This window comes from Thioalkalivibrio sp. ALE17, assembly GCF_000425605.1.
In the GTDB taxonomy this organism is placed as follows: domain Bacteria; phylum Pseudomonadota; class Gammaproteobacteria; order Ectothiorhodospirales; family Ectothiorhodospiraceae; genus Thioalkalivibrio.
On sequence record NZ_KE384404.1, the window covers coordinates 79509 to 99581 of the forward strand.

Here is a 20073-nt window from a genome sequence, read left to right on the forward strand (position 1 = left end):
GGCGGTTTACGCGCCGCCGGCCTGCTGCTGTTCCTGCTGCTGGCGCTCGACGTCGGCGCGCACCTGTTCCATGTCCAGCTCGCGGACCTTGCCCAGAACCTCGTCCAGCTGGCCGGCGGAGAGCACGCCCGGCTGCGAGAACACGATGATCTGCTCGCGGAAGATCATCAGGGTAGGGATGGAACGGATCTGGAAGGCGCCGGCGATGCCCTGCTCCTCGTCGGTGTTCACCTTGGCGAAGACCACATCGGAATGCTTGCCGGAGGCCTCTTCGAAGGTCGGGGCGAACTGCTGGCACGGGCCGCACCACGGGGCCCAGAAGTCCAGGATGACGATGTCGTTCCCGGTGATGGTGGATTCGAAGTTGTCCTGCGTGAGTTCCTGAACGGCCATGATGGCGGGCTCCGGTTAAAAATGTACCGGAACCTTACCAGCCTCGCCGCCGGCTTTCAGGATTTCGATGCTGCGAGCATGGCCGCTCGCAGCCGCTCCAGGCGTTCGATGGGGTCGTCGGCCTCCAGCAACTGCTGCTTGATCTCGAGATCGATCGGCAGCAGCTCGGTCAGGCGGGCGGCCACCCAGGTCGAGTCGTCAAAGCGCCGTTCCAGGTGGGACCAGGGTGTCCCCAGCTGGTCCAGCAGGCGCTCCAGCAGGTCCGCCAGCGAGGCATAATCGACCGGGAGGCTCACCTCGGGGTATTCCGGCAGCGACTCCACCTCGCCCAGCCACAGGCCGTCCTCGGCGCGGCGGGGGTTGTGGATCACGCGGCGACCCTCGCCCTTCACCAGGATGCCCAGCAGGCCATCCGGCCGCTGATCCCAGTCCACGATGGCCGCCTCGGTCCCCACGCCGTAGAAACCCGCGGAGGGATCGGTCTCGGCCGGAAGCGCCCCGGATTCCGGGGTGGGCTCCGTCGCCACGATCACGAAGCGGCCATCGTCGCGCAGGCAGCGGCGCACCATGTCGAGATAGCGGGTCTCGAAGATGCGCAGCGGCAGCAACCCCTCGGGGAACAGCACCGTGTTCAGCGGAAACAGCGGCAGCGTGGTCATGCATCCTCTCCCGGCGGGGTTGCCGCACCCCAGCGCGGCACCAGGGCATGTTCGACAGCAAGATGATCCAGCACGCGGGCCACCATGAAGTCGATCAGGTCGTCGATGGACTGGGGCCGGTGATAGAAGGCCGGGTTGGCCGGCATCACCACCGCGCCCATGCGGGCCAGACGCAGCATGTTTTCCAGATGAATCTCGGAGAACGGGGTCTCGCGCACCACCAGCAGCAGCCGGCGCCGCTCCTTGAGGACCACGTCGGCGGCGCGCTCGATCAGGCCGCGCGAGGCCCCGGTCGCGATCGCCGATACGGTCGCCGTGGTACAGGGGCAGACCACCATCGCCTCCGGGACGGCGGAGCCGCTGGCCACCGGTGCGGTCCACTGCTCGGCCCCGTAGCAGTGGATCTGGTCCGGGGCCGCGCCGTAGAGTTCGGTGAAGTAGCGCGCGATCTCCACCGGACGGCCCGGCACGTCCAGGTCCGTCTCCAGACCGAGGACGACTTGGGCCGGCTTCGACAGCATCAGATGCACCTGAACCCCGGACTCCACCAGACACTGCAGCAGGCGCAGGCCGTACGGGGCCCCGGAGGCACCGGTCAGGGCCAGAGAGATGCTGCGCGGGCGTTCACTCATGCGGGCGTTCCCTGCAGGGCTTCGATCAGGCGCAGGTGCAGCCCGTCGAAGCCTCCGTTGCTCATGATGACCAGCGTATCGCCGGCGCGCGCCGTGGCAAGAATCCCCTGCAGCAGGGACTCGATATCGCGCGCCACGGACAGCCGCTCGCCGAGTTGCCGCTGCAGCCCCTCGGTGGACCAGTCGATCTCCGGGGCATGGTACAGGTGCACCGCATCCGCCTTTTCCAGCGCGGTGCCCAGGGCCTCCGCGTGCACCCCCATGCGCATGGTATTGGAGCGCGGCTCGAGGATCGCCACCAGGCGCCCGCCCGGGGCCACCTGTCCGCGCAGCCCCTCGAGGGTCAGGCGGATCGCGGTGGGGTGATGGGCGAAGTCGTCGATCACCCGGATGCCGTCGATCTCGGCGCGGACTTCCTGGCGCCGCCGCACCCCCCGAAACTCCGGAAGCGCTTCAATCCCTGCGGCCAGGGGCACACCGGCATGGCGCGCCGCGCCCAGGGCGGCCAGGGCATTGGCCAGGTTGTGCCGGCCGCTCATGGACCAGGCGACCCGCCCGATCACAGCGCCATCCGCCAGCACCTCGAACTCCGAGGCATCGGCCTTCAGCGGGCGCGCGGCCAGCGCGGCGGACACCCCCGAATCGGGATGGGTGCTCAGGTACTCCACCGGGGTCCAGCAGCCCATCTCCAGCACCCGTTCCAGCGCGGCATCGCCGGCCGGCAGCAGGATGCGCCCCTGGCCCGGCACGGTGCGCACCAGATGATGGAACTGCCGCTCGATCGCGGCCAGATCCGGATAGATGTCGGCGTGATCGAACTCGAGATTGTTCAGCACCAGGGTCCGCGGGCGGTAGTGGACAAACTTGGCGCGCTTGTCGAAGAAGGCGCTGTCGTACTCGTCCGCCTCGATCACGAAGAACGGCGCATCCCCCAGGCGCGCGCTGACCCCGAAATTGCCCGGCACCCCGCCGATCAGAAAACCCGGGGCCATGCCGGCGTATTCCAGAATCCAGGCCAGCAGGCTGGCGGTGGTGGTCTTGCCGTGGGTACCGGCCACCGCCAGCACCCAGCGGTCGCGCAGCAGGTGTTCGGCCAGCCACTGCGGCCCCGAGGTGTAGTCCATCCCGCGCTCCAGCAGCGCCTCGACCACGGGCATGCCCCGCCGCATCACATTGCCGACCACCACCGGGCCGCGGTCGGGCAGCGTGTCCGGATCATGGCCCTCGTGCCAGGTGATCCCCGCCTGCGCCAGCTGGTCACTCATGGGCGGATACAGCTTCTGGTCGGAGCCGGTGACGGTGTAGCCACGGGCCCGGGCGAGCTGGGCCAGCCCGCCCATGAAGGTCCCGCCGATGCCCAGGATGTGCAGGTGCCCGGCGCTCACTGGAACAGCCCGATCGCGGTCTGGGTGAGCACACTGGAGATCACGATGTAGCCCAGCGCAATGAGCATACCCACCAGTCGCATGCCCAGCCCGAGCGCCTGCTGCAGGATGTGGCCGAACACCAGCAGCAGCCAGGCGAAGAGCACCAGCATCCCGAGCACGACGCCGGTGGCCACGTCCTCGGGTTCGCGCGCCGGATCGGGGCCGCCTGCCAGCAGCATCAGCAGCGCCATCAACAGCCCCAGCACCGCGCCCGTGCCTGCCATGGCGGTGAAGGTCTGGCGCCAGCGGTCCGGCACCCCGCGCAGACTGAGCACGATGACGACAAAGGCGTACAGGACCACCAGGTCCATCACGTTCAGCGCCAGCGCCTGGCCGAAGCCGTACAGCGGGATGCCGATCACCATCCCGGCGATCAGCGCGATGCCGACCCAGAAGATCAGGGTGCCGTTGTCCGCCGGCAGGTCCTGCGGCCCGCTGTGCAGGCGCAGGATGTTCAGCATCGGAGTCAGACCGTTCAACGCCCCTGCTCCTCGGCCTCCATGGCCTCCAGCGCCTCGAGTTCTTCCAGCTCGTCCAGCATGGCACCGGCCTCTTCGTCCCCCATGCCGCCCCGCACCAGGAAGTCGCGGCGCTGCAGGTAGCCCTGGCGCATCGCGATATAGGGGTCATCGGACAACTGCGCCAGCATGCGCTCGGTGGAGATCAGACCGGCGCGCATGTCGACCACGTCCAGCGCGATCAGGCCGATCCACCACCCCGTGTGATCGTCGCGCAGGTTAGTGTGATAGAGCGGGCTGGTGTAGCCATCCACCAGCCGCGCCGGGGCATCCCGCGCCGTGCTCGGTCCGAGGAAGGGCAGTTGCAGGTAGGGGCCACGGGCCACGCCCCAGGCGCCCAGAGTCTGGCCGAAGTCCTCGTTGTTCTTGTCCAGCCCCATCGGCGACGCCACGTCGATTAGTCCGAACAGCCCGAAGGTCGTGTTGAACATGATGCGCCCGGTGTCCGACGCGGCATTCTCCAGGTTGCCCTGCAACAGGTTGTTGAACAGGACCGTGAAGTCGTTGAGATTGGAAAAGAAGTTGCCAACCCCGGTCTGCACCGGCTGCGGCAGACGCCGGTACTGCACCGCCGCGGGCCGCAGCAGGGACTCGTCGAAGTCCTGGTTGAACTCGAACACGGCGCGGTTGTAGGACTCCCAGGGATCATCCGGGTGACGGTCCTCGCTGGGCACCGTGGCGCAGCCGGTCAGGCCAAGAAACATCAGGGCCAGCAGGCCCGGTCGCAAGCGGGAGACAATGGACATGTAATTCCTTTCTTTCGAACCGGCGCCGCACCGGTGTCGCAGGGACCGCGCCGGCACGAAGCCGTTCCGCGCAGGCCGGTACCGGATCGCCCTCAGGATCCGGCAATCGGATGGATATCCGCCTTGCGCGCGAGCCCGACCTGGCCGCGACCCTGATCCTTGGCGTGGTAGCAGGCCCGGTCGGCGGCGACGAACGCCTCGTCCACCCCGGGGATATCGGGCCCCAGCTCGACCACGCCCACCGATGCGCCAATGGTGACGTCACGTGCTTCCACCTGCAACGGCCGGTCACCGAGGGCCGAGCAGATGCGCTGACCAAGAATACGCCCATACTCGGCGTTGGTGTCACGGGCAATGATCGCAAATTCGTCGCCCCCGATCCGCGCCACGGCATCATGGCCGCGGGTCAACTGGCGCAGGACATGGGCCACCTGACGCAGCAGGTAGTCGCCCACGCGGTGTCCATGACGGTCGTTGACCTCCTTGAAGTAGTCGAGGTCCACCAGCAACAGGCTGGCCACCGCGCGATTCTCGCGGGCCGCGTGCATCGCGATCTCCAGTTCGCGCTCGAAGGCGCGCCGGTTCAGCAGGCCGGTCAGGCCATCGTGGCTGGCCTCGTGCACCAGGCGGTCGACCAGCCGGCGCTCCTCGGACACGTCCGTCAGCACCAGCAAGGTACGGACCGAAGTGCCGGCGACCGGATCCAGGGCCGTGCGGGCGATGCGCACGATCAGTTCATGCCCGTCGCGCCGGACCAGGCGCGCATCCGAGCGTTCTCCCAGGGCCTGGTCGAGCCGTTCGCCCCGGGCATTGTCCGGTAACAGCGGGCGGCCCGTCCCGAGCTCGCGCAGGTCGAGGAGCTGGTCCAGCGAGCAGCCCAGGACCTGATCGCGGGTCAGTCCGGCCAGATCCCGGGCCGCCGGGTTCACGTAGGAGATGCCACCATGCGCATCGAGGGTGATCACCGCATCGGGGATCGCGTCCATGCTGCGTTCCAGGTTGTGCCCGGAGCGCCGCACCCGGGCATGGACCCGGGACACATACAGCAGTGCCAGCAGCGCAACCGCCGCCAGCACCGACACCAGCCACAGGAGATGGCCGCGCAGCCAGGCCAGGACATCAAACGGCTGCGGGGCGTACAGACCCACCCCCAGTTCGTACATCAGGCCGTGCACGTCCTCGTAGGAACGCGGCGCGGCCCAGCCCCCGATACCGGCCGCCCGACTGGCCGGGTGCCCCTCGTCCAGCGAGAGGCTCGCCAGCAGGATCGCGTGGGCGAGCCCGGCGTCCAGGTCACCGCGCATGGCCAGCGGCCACTCGGGATACAGCCGCGTGCTGGCGCGGTAGGTAAACGAGGGAAAGGCGCGTTCGCCGACCACACGGACCTGGTCCACCCGCGGATCCCCGCGGGCTGCGAGATCTTCCAGGATGCCGGTGCGAAAGGTCGCGGCATCGACCTCGCCCTGCAGCACCCAGTCGAGCCCGCGACCGACCGGGAAGCCGGTGAACACCAGCGCCGCCAGGTCGCTTTCGACATCCAGACCGGCCGCCTGCAGCTCGCGCCAGGTCATCCACCAGCCCCCGAAGGCATCGGGGTGCACGGCCGACAGTCGCTGCCCCCGCAGGTCGTCCAGCTCTACCAGGTCCTCACGATCGGCCCGCGTGATCACCACCGCGCCGAAACGATCCTCGTCACGGCCGACCTGGCGCGGCTGCATGGTGGCGATGCGGGAGATGCCGTGCTGCTGCTCCAGCATCACGTAGGAGCCGCTGTTGGTCAGAACCAGGTCAAAGCGACCTTCCGCTACCGCCGCCTGCAGCCCATCGTTGTCCACGGGTTCAAGTTCGAAGGACGCGCCGTCCACCTGCTCCGACAGGTACTCGGCGAACGGGGTCCAGCGGCTGCGCGCGACCTCGTCCCCGCGGTGCGCGAGGATCCCCAGCACCAGCCGCTGTTCGGCGGGGGCGTCGGCGTCGCCCGCTCCCGCGGCCGGCAGCGCACCGGGCATCCACCACCCGAGCAGCACAAGAAGCAGCAGGCCCGCCCCTCCCAGCCCCCACGCCACGCCGGTGCGCCCTGCCAGGGTACATCGGGACCGCGGAGGCTGGTGGTCGTGGTCCGTCATCTCATGTGGGCTTCCGGTTGCGGCTGGCGGCGATGCGCAGGCGCAGTGCGTTCAGGCGAATGAAGCCCTCGGCGTCCTTCTGGTCGTAGGCGCCGGCATCGTCCTCGAAGGTGGCGATGGCGTCGTCGAACAGGGTGTCCTCGGAGCGGCGGCCGGCGACGATCATGTTGCCCTTGTACAGGCGCAGGCGCACCTCGCCGTTGACCTCGCCCTGGGTGTCGTCGATCGCGGCCTGCAGCATGCGCCGCTCCGGGCTCCACCAGTAGCCGTTGTAGATCAGACTGGCGTAGCGCGGCATCAGCTCGTCCTTCAGGTGCGCGGCCTCGCGATCCAGGGTGATGGACTCCAGCGCCCGACGCGCCTTGAGCAGGATGGTGCCGCCCGGGGTCTCGTAGCAGCCGCGCGACTTCATGCCGACGTAGCGGTTCTCGACGATATCCAGCCGGCCCACGCCGTGGGCCCCGCCACGTTCGTTGAGCTTCGACAGCAGCGCCGCGGCACTCAGGCGCTCGCCGTTGATCGAGACCGGGTCGCCCTTCTCGAAGCCGATGGTCAGCGTCTCGGATGCATCCGGGGCCGCCTCCGGTGAGACCGACCAGCGCCACATGTCTTCCTCGGCCTCGGTCCACGGGTCTTCCAGCGGGCCGCCCTCGTAGGAGATGTGCAGCAGATTCGCATCCATGGAATACGGCGACTTGGTGCCCTTCTTGGCATAGTCCACCGGGATGTTGTGCTGCTCGGCGTAGGCCATCAGGCGCTCGCGCGAGTTCAGGTCCCACTCCCGCCAGGGGGCGATCACCTGGATGCCCGGCTTCAGCGCATAGGCGCCCAATTCGAAGCGCACCTGGTCGTTGCCCTTGCCGGTGGCACCGTGGGCGATGGCGTCGGCCCCGTTCTCCTCGGCGATCTCCACCAGGCGCCGCGCGATCAGCGGGCGCGCGATGGAGGTACCCAGCAGGTACTCGCCCTCGTAGATCGTGTTGGCGCGGAACATCGGGAACACGTAGTCGCGCACGAAGATCTCGCGCAGATCCTCGATGTAGATCTGCTTCACGCCAAGGGCCTCGGCCTTGGCCCGGGCCGGCTCGACCTCCTCGCCCTGACCGAGATCGGCGGTGAAGGTAATGACCTCGCAGCCATACTGCTCCTCCAGCCACTTGAGGATGACCGAGGTATCCAGCCCGCCGGAGTAGGCGAGGACGACGCGCTTGATGGAGGAACTCATAAGAATGCCAATCCTTGTCTTAACGTGAAGATATAGTCGTTTTCGTAACCGGCGTCACTACCACGCCGGGGTCGCGGACGGTGCGGACGGATCCTCTTCGGGGCCCAAACCGCGCCCGTCAGCGCCCTCCGAAGAGCCGGAGGGCCGCGGCGCGGCCGCTGGGCCATCCACACTCGGCCCGCCAGTATCCAGCCACCAGATATCGCTGCGGCGCGAGGCCTGACGGGCACCCTCCGCGGCCGGATCGACGCCCGGGGCCTGGATCTCGATCCCTGTGACCGGCACCCCCTCGTCCACCAGGGCATCGCGCACCGCCTCGGCACGGTTGCGGCTCAAGGGGCGGTTGATCTCCAGCGGGCCGGCGGCGTCCGTCCAGCCCACCACCCGTATGCGGGGGGCATCGGCGCCCACCAGCGCACGCGCCGCCCGTTTCAGGACCTCCTGTGCCTCGGCATCGAGGCGGTGGCGGCCCGTTTCGAAATAGACGCTCCAGCGGTCCAGCGCGCCCGCCTCCGGCGTCGCCGCGGGCGCAGCGTGCTCGCCGTAGCAGGCGCGGAAGTCGTGGGCCCGCCGGGCGAAGCGGATGCCCCGGAAATGCACGGCATCATCCCCGTCCGGGAAGTCGATGCGCACGTCGTGCCCCGCCAGCAGACGCGCCTTCAGCGGCTGGGCGAAGGCCGGGGGCACACGGAACAGGCGATCGTCACGCGCCTGCAGTTGCAGGTCCAGCGGGGCCTCGGTCGCAGGACGCAGCCACTCCGGGGCACCGGTTCGCAGACGCGGTGCACTACCCGGCGGCATCGGATAGGGGGCCTCCCAGAACGCCGCGGTCATCAGGCCCGGCCGGGCCTCGAAGCGCAGGACGCCGCCATGACGGACCGTCTGTTCCATGCGGCAGCTCGCATCGCCCTCGGTCAACTGCCAGTCACTGTGCTCCAGCGGCTCGCTGTAGGGCCCGGCGCCCGCCGTGGCCATGCCGGCCCCCAGTACCAGGAGGCCCGGGAGCGCACGACGCAGCCACTGGCGCAGGCCGGCCATGGCCGGCTAGCGCTTCTTCGGCGGCAGGATGTCGGTGATCGAGCCGTGCGCGACCTCGGCGGCAAAGGCCACGGTCTCGCTGAGCGTCGGGTGCGGGTGCACGGTCAGGCCGATGTCCTCGGCCTCGGCGCCCATCTCCAGCGCCAGCATCGCTTCGCCGATCAGGTCGCCGGCGGACGGGCCCACGATGCCGGCTCCGATCACGCGGCCATCCGCGTCGAACAGCAGTTTGGTCAGGCCGTCCTCCGCGCCCAGCGCGATCGCGCGGCCGGAGGCAGCCCAGGGGAACACGCCCTTGGTGTATTCGATGCCGTCGGCCTTGGCCTGCTCCTCGGTCACGCCCATCCAGGCGACCTCGGGGTGGGTATAGGCAACGGACGGGATCGCGCGGGCATCGAAGTGCACCTTGTGCCCGGCGATCACCTCGGCCGCGACCTTGCCCTCGTGGGTGGCCTTGTGCGCCAGCATCGGCTGGCCGACCACGTCGCCGATGGCGAAGATATGCTCGACGTTGGTGCGCTGCTGGCTGTCGACCTCGATGAAACCGCGATCGGTCACCTGCACGCCGGCCGCCTCGGCCTTGATCTTGGCCCCGTTCGGGCTGCGACCCACGGCGACCAGCACCCGGTCGAAGGTGTCCTCTTCCGGCAGGCCCTTGGCCTCGCCCTCGAACTGGCAGACGATGCCGGCCTTGGTGGCCTTGGCCTCGGTCACCTTGCTCTTGAGGAAGATGTTCTCGAAACGCTTCTTCGCGCGCTTCTCGAACGGGCGCACGATGTCGCGGTCCGCGCCCGGCATCAGGGTGTCGGACAGCTCCACCACCGTGACCCTGGAGCCCAGCGCCTCGTACACACAGGCCATTTCCAGACCGATGATGCCGCCGCCGACCACCAGCATGCGCTTGGGGATCTCGGCCAGGTCCAGGGCGTCGGTGGAATCCATGACCCGCTCGTCGTCCCAGGGGAAGCCCGGCAGCTTGATCGCCTGCGAGCCGACCGCAATGATCGCGTGCTCGAAACCGATCACCTCGCGGCCCTCGTCACCCTCCACCGCGATGCTGTTGGCGCCGACGAATTCGCCCACACCCTGCACCACGCGCACCTTGCGCTGCTTGCACAGCTGCTTCAGGCCGCCGGTCAGCTTCTTGACCGCGTTGCCCTTGTAGCCGCGCAGGCCGTCGAGATCGATCTCCGGCTCGCCGAACTTGATACCCAGCGCGGCAAAGCGCTCGGCCTCGTGCAGCACCTCGCCGGCATGCAGCAACGCCTTGGACGGGATGCAGCCAACGTTCAGGCACACGCCGCCGATCACCGGGTAGCGTTCGACCATCACCACGTCCAGCCCCAGATCGGCGGCGCGGAAGGCGGCGGTGTAGCCGCCGGGGCCGGAGCCCAGCACCAGTACCTGGCACTGACTGTCGGTGTTCGGGTCGGCAGCGGCCTTGGGCGCCTCCTTCTTCGGCGCACTCTCGGCAGCGGATTCCGCCTTGGCGGATTCGGCCTTGTCGCCGCCCGATGCGGGGGTGTCATCGCTTTCCGCGGCCGCGCCGCTGGCCTCAAGGTCCAGGAGCTTGCTGCCTTGGGACACCTTGTCCCCGACCTTCACGTGCAGCTTCTTCACGGTGCCGGCCTCGGGGGCAGGCACGTCGATGGTCGCCTTGTCGGACTCCAGCGTGATCAGCGGGTCTTCCGGCGCGATCTCGCTGCCCGGCTGCACCAGGACCTCGATGATCTCGACGTCCTTGAAATCCCCGATATCCGGGACCTCGATGGTCTTGGTCTGGCTCATCCAGTCACTCCGGTAAGAATTCAATTACAGAAGCATGCGGCGCATGTCGGACAGCAATGCGCTCAGCGTGGTGGCAAAGCGCGCGCCCAGGGCCCCGTCGATCACCCGGTGATCGTACGACAGCGCCAGCGGCAGGATCAGGCGCGGCTCGAACTCCTTGCCGTTCCACACCGGCTTCATGCTGGAGCGCGACACGCCGAGGATCGCGACCTCGGGGGCATTCACGATCGGGGTGAACTGGGTCCCGCCGATCCCGCCGAGGCTGGAGATGGTCAGGCAGCCGCCCTGCATGTCCGCGGGCTTGAGCTTCTTGTCGCGGGCGCGCTGAGACAGGTCCATCAGCTCGGAGGCGATGTCGACCAGGCTCTTGCGGTCGACGTCACGCACCACCGGGACGACCAGACCGTCCGGCGTGTCCACCGCGATGCCGAGGTTGTAGTACTGCTTCAGGATCAGGTTCTCGCCGGTCGCATCCAGCGAGGCGTTGAAGCGCGGGTACTGCTTGAGCGCGGAGACCACCGCCTTCATCAAAAACGGCAGGAAGGTGACCTTCACGCCCTTCTTCTCGTACTCGGCCTTCAGCGACTTGCGGAAGTCCTCGAGCTCGGTGATGTCCGCCTCGTCGAACTGGGTGACGTGCGGGACGGTGACCCAGTTGCGATGCAGGTTCTTGCCGGTGAGCTTGTTGATCTTCGACAGCGGCTGGGTCTCGATCGGACCGAACTCGGAGAAGTCGATCTCCGGCATCGGCTCCACGCCCAGGCCGCCGCCGGCACCCTGGCTCAGGGCGCGCTTCACAAAGCCCTGCACGTCCTCACGCAGGATGCGGCCCTTGCGCCCGGAACCCTCGACCTTGCTCAGGTCCACGCCCAGCTCGCGCGCGAACTTGCGCACTACCGGCGAGGCATGGGCCTTGCGGAAGGCCGATTCGTCGCGGATGTGTTCGGTCGGCGACGGCCGCGGATCGGCCCGGTCGGCGGCCTTCGGGGCAGGCTGCGGCTTCTCGGCCTCGGGGGCCGGCTCGGCCGGGGCCTCCGCGGAAGACGGCGCTTCCTGCTTCGGTGCCTCGTCCTTGGCGGAGGTGTCCTCGGCGGCACCCTCGTCGGAGGGCTCCAGCTCCAGGATCGGGTCGCCCTGGTTCACGCGATCGCCGGCCTTCACCTTCAGGGCCTTCACCGTCCCGCCCTGCGGGGCCGGGATCTCGATGGAGGCCTTGTCGGATTCCAGCGTGATCAGCGGATCCTCGGGGGCGACGGTATCCCCGGCGCTGACGATCACCTCGATGATCTCGACGTCCTTGAAATCACCGATGTCCGGCACGTGCACGGTAGTCGTGTTGCTCATGTCTGCTCCTGCCTCGGTACCGGCGGCCTCAGGCCTGCAAGGGGTTGGGCCGTTTGACGTCGATCTCGTACTTCTTGATCGCATCACTGACGGTCTTGACCTCGACGGTCCCGGCATCGGCCAGGGCCTTCAGGGCCGTGACCGCAATGTGGTAACGATCCACCTCGAAGTGGCGCCGCAGCGCGGCGCGGGTATCCGAGCGGCCGAAGCCGTCGGTGCCCAGCACGCGGTAGTCGGCCGGCACGAAGGCGCGGATCTGGTCAGGGTAGGCCTGGACGTAATCGGTGGCGGCCACCACCGGGGCGTCGGAACCGCCCAGGCATTCTCCCACCCAGGACTTGCGCGGCTTGGCCTCCGGGTTCAGGCGGGCGTGGCGCTCGGCATCGCGGCCGTCACGGGCCAGTTCGTTGAAGCTGGTGGCGCTCCAGACCTCGGCGGCCACACCGAAGTCCTGGTCCAGCAGCTCGGCGGCGGCAATGGCCTCGCGCAGGATGGTACCGGAGCCCAGCAGGCGCACCTTCTTTTTCTTGCGCCCACCCGCCTGCAGCCGGTATAGGCCGCGGCGGATGCCTTCCTCGGCACCCTTCGGCATGGCCGGCTGCGGGTAGTTCTCGTTCATCACGGTGATGTAGTAGAAGACGCTCTGCTGCTCCGCGTACATGCGGCGCATGCCGTCCTGCACGATCACCGCCAGCTCATAGGCGAAGGTCGGGTCGTAGGCGATGCAGTTGGGCACGTTGGCGGCCATCATCAGGCTGTGGCCGTCGTCGTGCTGCAGGCCCTCGCCGGCCAGCGTGGTGCGCCCGGCAGTCGCCCCCATCAGGAAGCCGCGGGCACGCATGTCGCCGGCGGCCCAGATCAGGTCGCCGATACGCTGGAAGCCGAACATCGAATAGAAGATGTAGAACGGCACCATCGCCACGCCATGCGTGGAGTAGGACGTGGCCGCCGCGATCCAGGAGGACATGGAGCCGGCCTCGTTGATCCCCTCTTCCAGGATCTGGCCCTTCTTGTCCTCCTTGTAATACATCACCTGGTCCTTGTCCTGCGGCTCGTAGAGCTGGCCGACCGAGGAGTAGATCCCCAGCTGACGGAACAGCCCTTCCATGCCGAAGGTACGAGCCTCGTCGGGCACGATCGGGACGATGTTCTTGCCGATCTTCTTGTCGCGCGCGAGCAGGGTCAGCAGACGCACGAAGGCCATGGTGGTGGACATCTCGCGCTCGCCGGAGGCCTCCAGCAGACCATTGAAGGCGTCCAGGCCGGGCACTTCGAGCGGGGTAGCCAGCGGCCGGCGCACGGGCAGATGACCGCCCAGGTCATTGCGCCGCGCGTTCATGTATTTCATCTCCTCGGAGTCGGGGTCCGGCTTGATGTATTCGGCCCTCTCCACCTGCTCGTCCGACAGCGGGATATTGAAGCGGTCGCGGAACTGCTTCATGTCGTCCGCGTCCATCTTCTTCTGGCTGTGGGTGCGGTTCTGCGCCTCGCCCGCCGCGCCCATGCCGTAACCCTTCACCGTGTGCGCGAGGATCACGGTCGGCTGCCCCTTGTGCTCGGCCGCCGCCTTGTAGGCCGCATAGACCTTGACCGGGTCATGGCCGCCGCGGTTGAGGCGCCAGATGTCCTCGTCCGACATGTTGGCCACCATGCGCTTGAGCTCGGGGTACTTGCCGAAGAAGTGCTCGCGCACGTAGGCGCCGTCGCGCGACTTGTAGTTCTGGTAGTCGCCGTCGACCGCCTCCATCATGCGTTTCTGCAGCAACCCGTCGGTATCCTTGGCCAGCAGTGGGTCCCAGTAGCGACCCCACAGCACCTTGACCACGTTCCAGCCGGCGCCGCGGAAGATCGCCTCCAGCTCCTGCACGATCTTGCCATTGCCGCGCACCGGGCCGTCCAGACGCTGCAGGTTGCAGTTCACCACCCAGGTCAGGTTGTCCAGCTTCTCGCGCGAGGCCAGCGTGATCGCGCCCAGGGTCTCCGGCTCGTCCACCTCGCCGTCACCGACAAAGCTCCAGACGCGACGGTTCTCGGTCTGGGCCAGGCCGCGATCCTGCAGATAGCGCATGAAGCGCGCCTGGTAGATGCTCATGATTGGTCCCAGACCCATGGACACGGTCGGGAACTGCCAGAAGTCCGGCATCAGCCACGGATGCGGGTAGGAGGACAGGCCCTTGCCATCGACCTCGCGACGGAAGTGGTCCAGCTGCTCCTCGCTCAGGCGGCCCTCCATGAACGCGCGGGCATAGATCCCCGGCGAGGAATGCCCCTGGGCAAACAGCAGATCGCCCCCGTGATCGTGCGAAGGGGCATGCCAGAAGTGGTTGAAGCCGACGTCATACAGCGTGGCGGCGGAGGCGAAGGTCGCGATATGCCCACCCAGTTCGGACGATGCACGATTGGCCTTGACCACCATCGCCATCGCGTTCCAGCGGATATAGGAACGGATGCGATGCTCCACCGCGCCATCCCCCGGATACTCGGGTTCCAGGTGCGTGGGGATGGTGTTCACATAGGCGGTATTGGCGGAGTACGGCAGGTAGGCCCCGCTGCGGCGCGCCTTGTCGACCAGGCGCTCGAGGAGGGCATGCGCCCGCTCGGGGCCATCCGTCTCCAGCACGGAGGCCAGAGCGTCGATCCACTCTTGGGTCTCTTGCGGGTCGATATCGTGTTCGGTCGCGTTCGGGTCCATGCTCTACCCCTGAAAACGGGTTGGGAATCGGGTTGCCACGACGGGGCCGGACCACCGGGCGGTCGGGCATTTGCTACCATGCGCCGGTGTCGGGCGGGCATAAAAGGCGCAAGTATCCCGACTGTGCCACCAACAGGTCAAGCGAAAGCCTTCTATGGCGCCGAACGTCGGCAAAATATGCGGAAAAATCCGCAAACACCGCGAAAGCCTTCCGATGCGCCCGTAACGACTCCAAAACCCGCGAAACACCCCCATCGAGATCGAGCAAAACCATGGCCGAACCCGTCCAGCTGGACCCGCAGCACCGCCCAATGGCGAACCGTTTCCGCGGCTTTTTGCCGGTGGTGGTGGACGTGGAGACGGGGGGCTTCGACTGCCGCCGCCATGCGCTCCTGCAAGTGGCCGCGGTGTTTCTGCGCCGGGACGAGCAGGACCACCTGGTGCGCGATCGCACGGTGAGTCTGCATGTGCGTCCCTATGAAGGCTCGGAGATGGACCCGAAGTCCCTGGAAGTGAACGGCATCGACCCGTACCACCCGCTGCGGGCCGCCTGGCCGGAGGATCAGGCGATGGGGAAGCTGTTCAGCGAGGTCCGCCGTGAAGTGAAGGTCAACCACTGCAAGCGCGCGATCCTGGTCGGACACAATGCGCACTTCGACCTTGGCTTCGTGCATACCGCGGCCGAACGCTGCGGGATCAAGCGTAACCCGTTCCACCCGTTCAGCAGCCTGGACACGGTGTCGCTCTCGGCACTGGCCTTTGGGCAGACGGTGCTGGCACGTGCGGCCGACGCCGCGGGGATTGGCTGGGATACCGAGTCCGCCCACAGCGCCGCGTTCGACGCGGAAAAGACGGCGGACATCTTCTGCCAGATCGCCAACCGCTGGCAGGACGGGATCGGCGTGCCGCAGCCAGCACTACGCCTGCCCGACCCGGAAGAACTTCCGCCCGGGAGCTGACACACAACACACGCCCTGCGACCCCTCGCAGATCGCCACGGCGCTGCGCGCCTCGCGATGACCCAACCCTCAGCCCCGTCATTGCGAACCCCGCAGGGGTGAAGCAATCTCCCACCGTCGGCACCGCTCGGGGCGCGTCGATGCTTCGGGAGATCGCCACGCCCCTGCGGGGCTCGCGATGACCAACCCTCTCCAGTCATTGCGAACTCCGCAGGGGTGACGCAATCTCCCGGACACGGCCACGACGGCGGGAATCCGGGGGCACATCAGGAGATCACCACGATCCCTTGCTGGGCCTCGCGGATGACGGTTTTGGTTGGGCGGCAGCCCCTAGGGCTGCCGCCCACCTCCATGCTTTAACTCGCGGCGCGCTTGGCGTGGGCCTCGTCGACCATCTTCTTCAGCTCGCCACTCTCGAACATCTCGAGGGTGATATCACAGCCGCCGATCAGCTCGCCGTCGATGTAGACCTGCGGGAAGGTCGGCCAGTCGGCGAAGCGCGGCAGATTCTGCATGACCTCCTGGTCCGCGATCACGTTCACGTAGCCGAATTCCTGGTCGCAGCGCTTCAGCGCCTCCACTGCACGGCTGGAGAAGCCGCACATGGGGAACTGCGGGGTGCCCTTCATGAAGATCACCACCGGGTTGTCTTCCACCTGCTGGCGGATACGATCCATTACGTCCATTACTGTACTCCGAGATTGGGTGCCGAACGGGGCGCCAGGCGGCAGGGCCCGGCGCCCCCGGGTCAATTCCTAGTATAACGCTCAGACATTGAAGCGGAAATGTACCACGTCGCCTTCCTTGAGCACGTATTCCTTGCCCTCGAGGCGCCATTTCCCCGCGTCCTTCGCGCCCTGCTCGCCGTTGTGGGCCACGAAGTCGTCGTAACCGACCACCTCGGCACGGATGAAACCGCGCTCGAAATCGGTGTGGATCACCCCGGCCCCCTGCGGCGCGCTGGAGCCCTGGCGCACGGTCCAGGCGCGGACCTCCTTCTCGCCGGCGGTGAAAAATGTCTGCAGGCTCAGCAGGCGATAGGCGGTGCGGATCACCCGGTCCAGCCCCGGCTCTTCCAGCCCCAGATCGGCCAGAAATTCCGCGCGCTCCTCCGGGTCGAGCACCGCGATCTCCGCCTCGATGGCAGCGCAGACACTGACTACCTCGGCACCCTCCTCGGCCGCGCGGGCCTGCACTGCCTCCACCATCGCGTTACCCCCGGCAAGCGAGGCCTCGTCGACATTGGCGATGTACATCAGCGGCTTGAGGGTCAACAGATGCAGGTCGTACAGTGCCCGGCGCTCGTCCTCGTCCAGATCCTGGGCCCGCGCAGGAATCCCCTGATCCAGGCCGGCCCCGACCTTCTCGGCGGCCTTGAGCTGGGCGATCGCGGTCTTGTCCTGCGACTTGGCCGCCCGTTCCAGACGCTTCAGCGCCTTGTTCACGGTCTCCAGATCCGCCAGCATCAACTCGGTGCTGATGGTCTCGATGTCGGCGATCGGATCGACCTTGCCGGCGACATGCACAATGTCGTCGTCCTCGAAGCAGCGCACCACCTGCGCGATGGCGTCGGTCTCGCGGATATGCGCCAGAAACTGGTTGCCCAGCCCCTCGCCCTGGGCCGCCCCGGCCACCAGCCCGGCAATGTCCACGAACTCGACCGTGGTGGGAAGCGTGCGCTGGGGCTTCACGATCTCGCTCAGCCGGGTCAGGCGCGGATCCGGGACCTCCACCACGCCCACGTTCGGATCGATGGTGCAGAAGGGATAGTTCTCCGCGGCGATCTCCGCACGCGTGAGGGCATTGAACAGGGTGGACTTGCCGACGTTCGGCAGACCCACGATCCCGCATTTAAGACTCATCGGGTTTCCTCGGAATTCGTGGCCGGCTTCGTGCTGCCGCCATGCAGATTGCGCACCGCCTCGTCCCAGCGCCCGGCTACCAGCGCAGACACCTGATCCAGGGCCTTGTCGATGGCCTCCTCGATCGCCTGGGTATCGGCCTTGCCGGGACGGTCCAGCACGAAGGGCACCACATCATCGCGATGCCCCGGGTGGCCGACGCCGACCCGCAGCCGGGCGTAGTTCGGGCCGCCCAGGTGTCGGTGCAGATCCCGCAGGCCATTGTGGCCGCCATGCCCGCCACCCATCTTCAGCCGCACCACGCCCGGATCGAGGTCCAGTTCGTCATGGACGACCAGGATGGCCTCGGGGGGTATACGGTAGAAATCGGCGCACTTGCGCACCGGCAGGCCGCTCTTGTTCATGAAGCTCATGGGCTTGAGCAGCCAGCAGTCGCCCGCGGGCAGATTGAGGCGGGCCGCCTCGCCATCGAAGCGGCTCTCGGGGCGAAAGTCCGCGCCATGCCGGCGGGCCAGGGTGTCCACAAACCAGAAACCCGCGTTATGCCGGGTTTCGGCATAACGCGGGCCCGGGTTGCCCAGCCCGACCACCAGACGGATCGGTTCGGGTTGGATCGCCATCGTTCAGGCGGCAAGCCGCAGGGGCTTACTCCTTGTCCCCGGACTCCGACTCGTCGCCGGAGGCCTCTTCGCCACCCGCGGCTTCCTCGCCACCTTCGGCCTCGGCAGCCTCGCCTTCCTCGACCTCTTCTTCCTCGGTCTTGGCGGCGCGCGGCAGCAGGACGCTGACCACGGCGTAGTCGTATTCCTCGCCATGCATCAGCGCGACACTCTGTACGCCTTCCGGCAGCTTCAGCTCGGAGATATGCAGGGTATCGCCGACATCCATCTCGACGACATCGATATCGATGGACTCGGGCAGATCGCCCGGCAGGCACTCGACCTCGAGCTCGTTGATCATGCGGCTGACCATGCCGCCGCCCAGCTTCACGCCCTTGGCCTCTTCCTCGTTATGGAAGTGCAGCGGCACGCTGACGCGGATCGGCTGGTTGGCGCTCACGCGCATCAGGTCGACGTGGTAGATGGTCGGCTTGAACGGATGGCGCTGCACGTCGCGCAGGATCGCCTTCTCGGTCTTGCCGTCCAGCTTCACGCTGAGGATGTGCGAGTAGAACGCGTCTTCCTTGAGGTTATGGACCATCGCGTTGTGATCCAGCGTGATGGCCACGGCGTCCTTGTCCGCCCCGTACAGGATGGCGGGCAGCTTGCCGGCGCGACGCAGGCGGCGGCTCGCACTCGAACCCTGTTCGTCACGCTTCTCGGCTTCAATGGTAAAGCTCATGCTCATTGCTACGGTCTCCAAAATGAAAGGCGCTTCACCCGAAGCGCCCTGAACACACCCCGCCCGCGACCAGGCGGGGCGCTGAAGGGAGGCGAACCTCCCGAAATCGTTTTCGGCCCGACGCTCTCGCTAGTCCATGAACAGCGAACTGACGGATTCCTCGCGGTTGATGCGGCGGATGGTCTCCGCCAGCATCTCCGCCACCGACAACTGCCGGATCTTGTCGCAGCTCTGCGCGTTGGGCTGCAGGGCCAGGGTGTCGGTCACCACAAGCTCGTCAAGCGCCGAACCGTTTATGTTATCAATTGCCGCGCCAGAAAGCACGGGGTGCGTGGCGTAGGCCATCACCGAGTGCGCCCCGTGCTCCTTGAGGGCCTTCGCGGCCTGGCACAGCGTGCCGGCGGTATCCACCAGGTCATCGATGATGATGCAGGACTTGCCGCGCACATCACCGATGATGTGCATCACCTCCGACTCGTTCGCGCGCGGGCGGCGCTTGTCGATGATCGCCAGGTCGGCGTCGTCCAGCCGCTTGGCGATCGCGCGGGCGCGCACCACCCCGCCGACATCCGGCGACACCACGGTCAGATCGCCCGAGACATGCCGCCAGACATCGCCCAGCAGGACCGGCGAGGCATAGATGTTGTCTACCGGGACGTTGAAGAAGCCCTGCACCTGGTCGGCGTGCACGTCGATCGTCAACACACGGTCCGCGCCCACCGCCTCGATCATGTTCGCGACCACCTTCGCCGAGATCGGCACCCGCGCCGAGCGCACGCGCCGATCCTGGCGCGCGTAGCCGAAATACGGGATCACCGTGGTAATGCGGCCGGCCGAGGCGCGGCGCAGCGCATCCACCATGATCACCAGCTCCATGATGTTCTCGTTGGTTGGCTGGCCGGTCGGCTGGATCAGGAACACGTCGCGACCGCGGACGTTCTCCAGCAGCTCGACCTGCACCTCGCCATCACTGAAACGTCCGACGATGGCCTTGCCCATGGGCAGCCCCAGGTGCTCGGCAACGGCCTGGGCGAGACGCGGGTTCGCATTGCCCGCGAAGATCATCATGCGATTCTTGTCGACCACGGTTCGTCCCGGTCTGGATGGAGTGGGGCGGGCTGCGATATCGCCCGGGCCCCAGTATAGACCCCGGTGCTGGGCCGGGGTCCTGATGGTTGTGCCTCACGCCCTTGTGGCGCGAGGCGGGAAATGGCTGGGCCGGCAGGATTCGAACCTGCGCATGGCGGGATCAAAACCCGCTGCCTTACCGCTTGGCTACGGCCCAATAACTCGCTGGACTCTATTGTACTGCCTGGCCGGCAT

General features: G+C 67.4%; 18 protein-coding genes and 1 tRNA gene. 1 reads left to right on the top strand and 18 read right to left on the bottom strand.

Going from position 1 to position 20073, the window contains the following annotated elements; translation table 11 throughout:
- Positions 1-6: 6 nt before the first annotated feature.
- The 12 genes from trxA to aceE all read right to left on the bottom strand — a co-directional run bounded on the left by trxA (position 7) and on the right by aceE (position 14588).
- Positions 7-393 carry a thioredoxin gene (trxA, locus tag H609_RS0111320; protein ID WP_018865831.1) on the bottom strand — a complete coding sequence of 129 codons (387 nt, stop codon included), beginning with the start codon at positions 391-393 and terminating at the stop codon, positions 7-9.
- A gap of 56 nt (positions 394-449) precedes the next feature.
- Complete coding sequence (locus tag H609_RS0111325) at positions 450-1052, bottom strand: LON peptidase substrate-binding domain-containing protein (protein WP_019558459.1); 603 nt, start codon at positions 1050-1052, stop codon at positions 450-452.
- Positions 1049-1684: a flavin prenyltransferase UbiX gene (locus H609_RS0111330; RefSeq protein WP_018865833.1), complete on the bottom strand. Its 636-nt coding sequence runs from the start codon at positions 1682-1684 to the stop codon at positions 1049-1051. Before H609_RS0111330 ends, H609_RS0111325 begins: the two co-directional genes overlap by 4 nt.
- The gene (mpl, locus tag H609_RS0111335) at positions 1681-3069 is read right to left on the bottom strand and encodes a UDP-N-acetylmuramate:L-alanyl-gamma-D-glutamyl-meso-diaminopimelate ligase (protein ID WP_028484983.1); all 1389 of its coding nucleotides are present in this window, start codon (positions 3067-3069) and stop codon (positions 1681-1683) included. Before mpl ends, H609_RS0111330 begins: the two co-directional genes overlap by 4 nt.
- Entirely contained in the window at positions 3066-3590 is a 525-nt protein-coding gene (locus H609_RS0111340) for a hypothetical protein (protein WP_026279165.1), read from the bottom strand. The genes mpl and H609_RS0111340 overlap by 4 nt, the downstream gene beginning before the upstream one ends.
- On the bottom strand, positions 3587-4375 hold the full coding sequence (locus tag H609_RS0111345; RefSeq protein WP_018876049.1) for a VacJ family lipoprotein: 789 nt from the start codon (positions 4373-4375) through the stop codon (positions 3587-3589). Before H609_RS0111345 ends, H609_RS0111340 begins: the two co-directional genes overlap by 4 nt.
- A gap of 92 nt (positions 4376-4467) precedes the next feature.
- A complete protein-coding gene (locus H609_RS0111350; RefSeq protein ID WP_038036306.1) occupies positions 4468-6384 on the bottom strand; it encodes a diguanylate cyclase in 1917 nt (638 codons plus the stop codon).
- Between the two features lie 118 nt (positions 6385-6502).
- Complete coding sequence (locus tag H609_RS0111355; protein ID WP_028484986.1) at positions 6503-7726, bottom strand: argininosuccinate synthase; 1224 nt, start codon at positions 7724-7726, stop codon at positions 6503-6505.
- A 57-nt stretch (positions 7727-7783) separates the two neighbouring features.
- The gene (locus H609_RS0111360; RefSeq protein ID WP_018876046.1) at positions 7784-8764 is read right to left on the bottom strand and encodes an OmpA family protein; all 981 of its coding nucleotides are present in this window, start codon (positions 8762-8764) and stop codon (positions 7784-7786) included.
- 6 nt (positions 8765-8770) lie between these two features.
- Complete coding sequence (gene lpdA, locus H609_RS0111365; RefSeq protein WP_018876045.1) at positions 8771-10552, bottom strand: dihydrolipoyl dehydrogenase; 1782 nt, start codon at positions 10550-10552, stop codon at positions 8771-8773.
- 24 nt (positions 10553-10576) lie between these two features.
- Positions 10577-12013 (bottom strand): dihydrolipoyllysine-residue acetyltransferase, encoded by a 1437-nt coding sequence (aceF, locus tag H609_RS0111370; RefSeq protein WP_369773672.1) that lies wholly within the window; start codon positions 12011-12013, stop codon positions 10577-10579.
- The gene (gene aceE / locus H609_RS0111375) at positions 11925-14588 is read right to left on the bottom strand and encodes a pyruvate dehydrogenase (acetyl-transferring), homodimeric type (RefSeq protein WP_028484988.1); all 2664 of its coding nucleotides are present in this window, start codon (positions 14586-14588) and stop codon (positions 11925-11927) included. Before aceE ends, aceF begins: the two co-directional genes overlap by 89 nt.
- 272 nt (positions 14589-14860) lie before the next feature.
- Between aceE and rnt the strand changes: the two genes are divergently transcribed.
- A complete protein-coding gene (rnt, locus tag H609_RS0111380; protein WP_017940668.1) occupies positions 14861-15547 on the top strand; it encodes a ribonuclease T in 687 nt (228 codons plus the stop codon).
- A 356-nt stretch (positions 15548-15903) separates the two neighbouring features.
- Here rnt and grxD read toward each other — a convergent pair whose 3' ends face one another.
- From grxD to H609_RS0111410, 6 genes are all read right to left on the bottom strand, one after another.
- Entirely contained in the window at positions 15904-16233 is a 330-nt protein-coding gene (gene grxD, locus H609_RS0111385; protein WP_017940669.1) for a Grx4 family monothiol glutaredoxin, read from the bottom strand.
- Between the two features lie 81 nt (positions 16234-16314).
- Complete coding sequence (gene ychF / locus H609_RS0111390) at positions 16315-17409, bottom strand: redox-regulated ATPase YchF (protein ID WP_019592956.1); 1095 nt, start codon at positions 17407-17409, stop codon at positions 16315-16317.
- Positions 17406-18029 (bottom strand): aminoacyl-tRNA hydrolase, encoded by a 624-nt coding sequence (gene pth, locus H609_RS0111395; protein WP_028484989.1) that lies wholly within the window; start codon positions 18027-18029, stop codon positions 17406-17408. The genes ychF and pth overlap by 4 nt, the downstream gene beginning before the upstream one ends.
- A 25-nt stretch (positions 18030-18054) precedes the next feature.
- Positions 18055-18756 (bottom strand): 50S ribosomal protein L25/general stress protein Ctc, encoded by a 702-nt coding sequence (locus H609_RS0111400; protein WP_019592791.1) that lies wholly within the window; start codon positions 18754-18756, stop codon positions 18055-18057.
- A gap of 123 nt (positions 18757-18879) precedes the next feature.
- Complete coding sequence (locus H609_RS0111405) at positions 18880-19818, bottom strand: ribose-phosphate diphosphokinase (protein WP_196799341.1); 939 nt, start codon at positions 19816-19818, stop codon at positions 18880-18882.
- 142 nt (positions 19819-19960) lie between these two features.
- A tRNA-Gln gene (locus tag H609_RS0111410) sits at positions 19961-20035 on the bottom strand.
- Positions 20036-20073 lie beyond the last annotated feature (38 nt).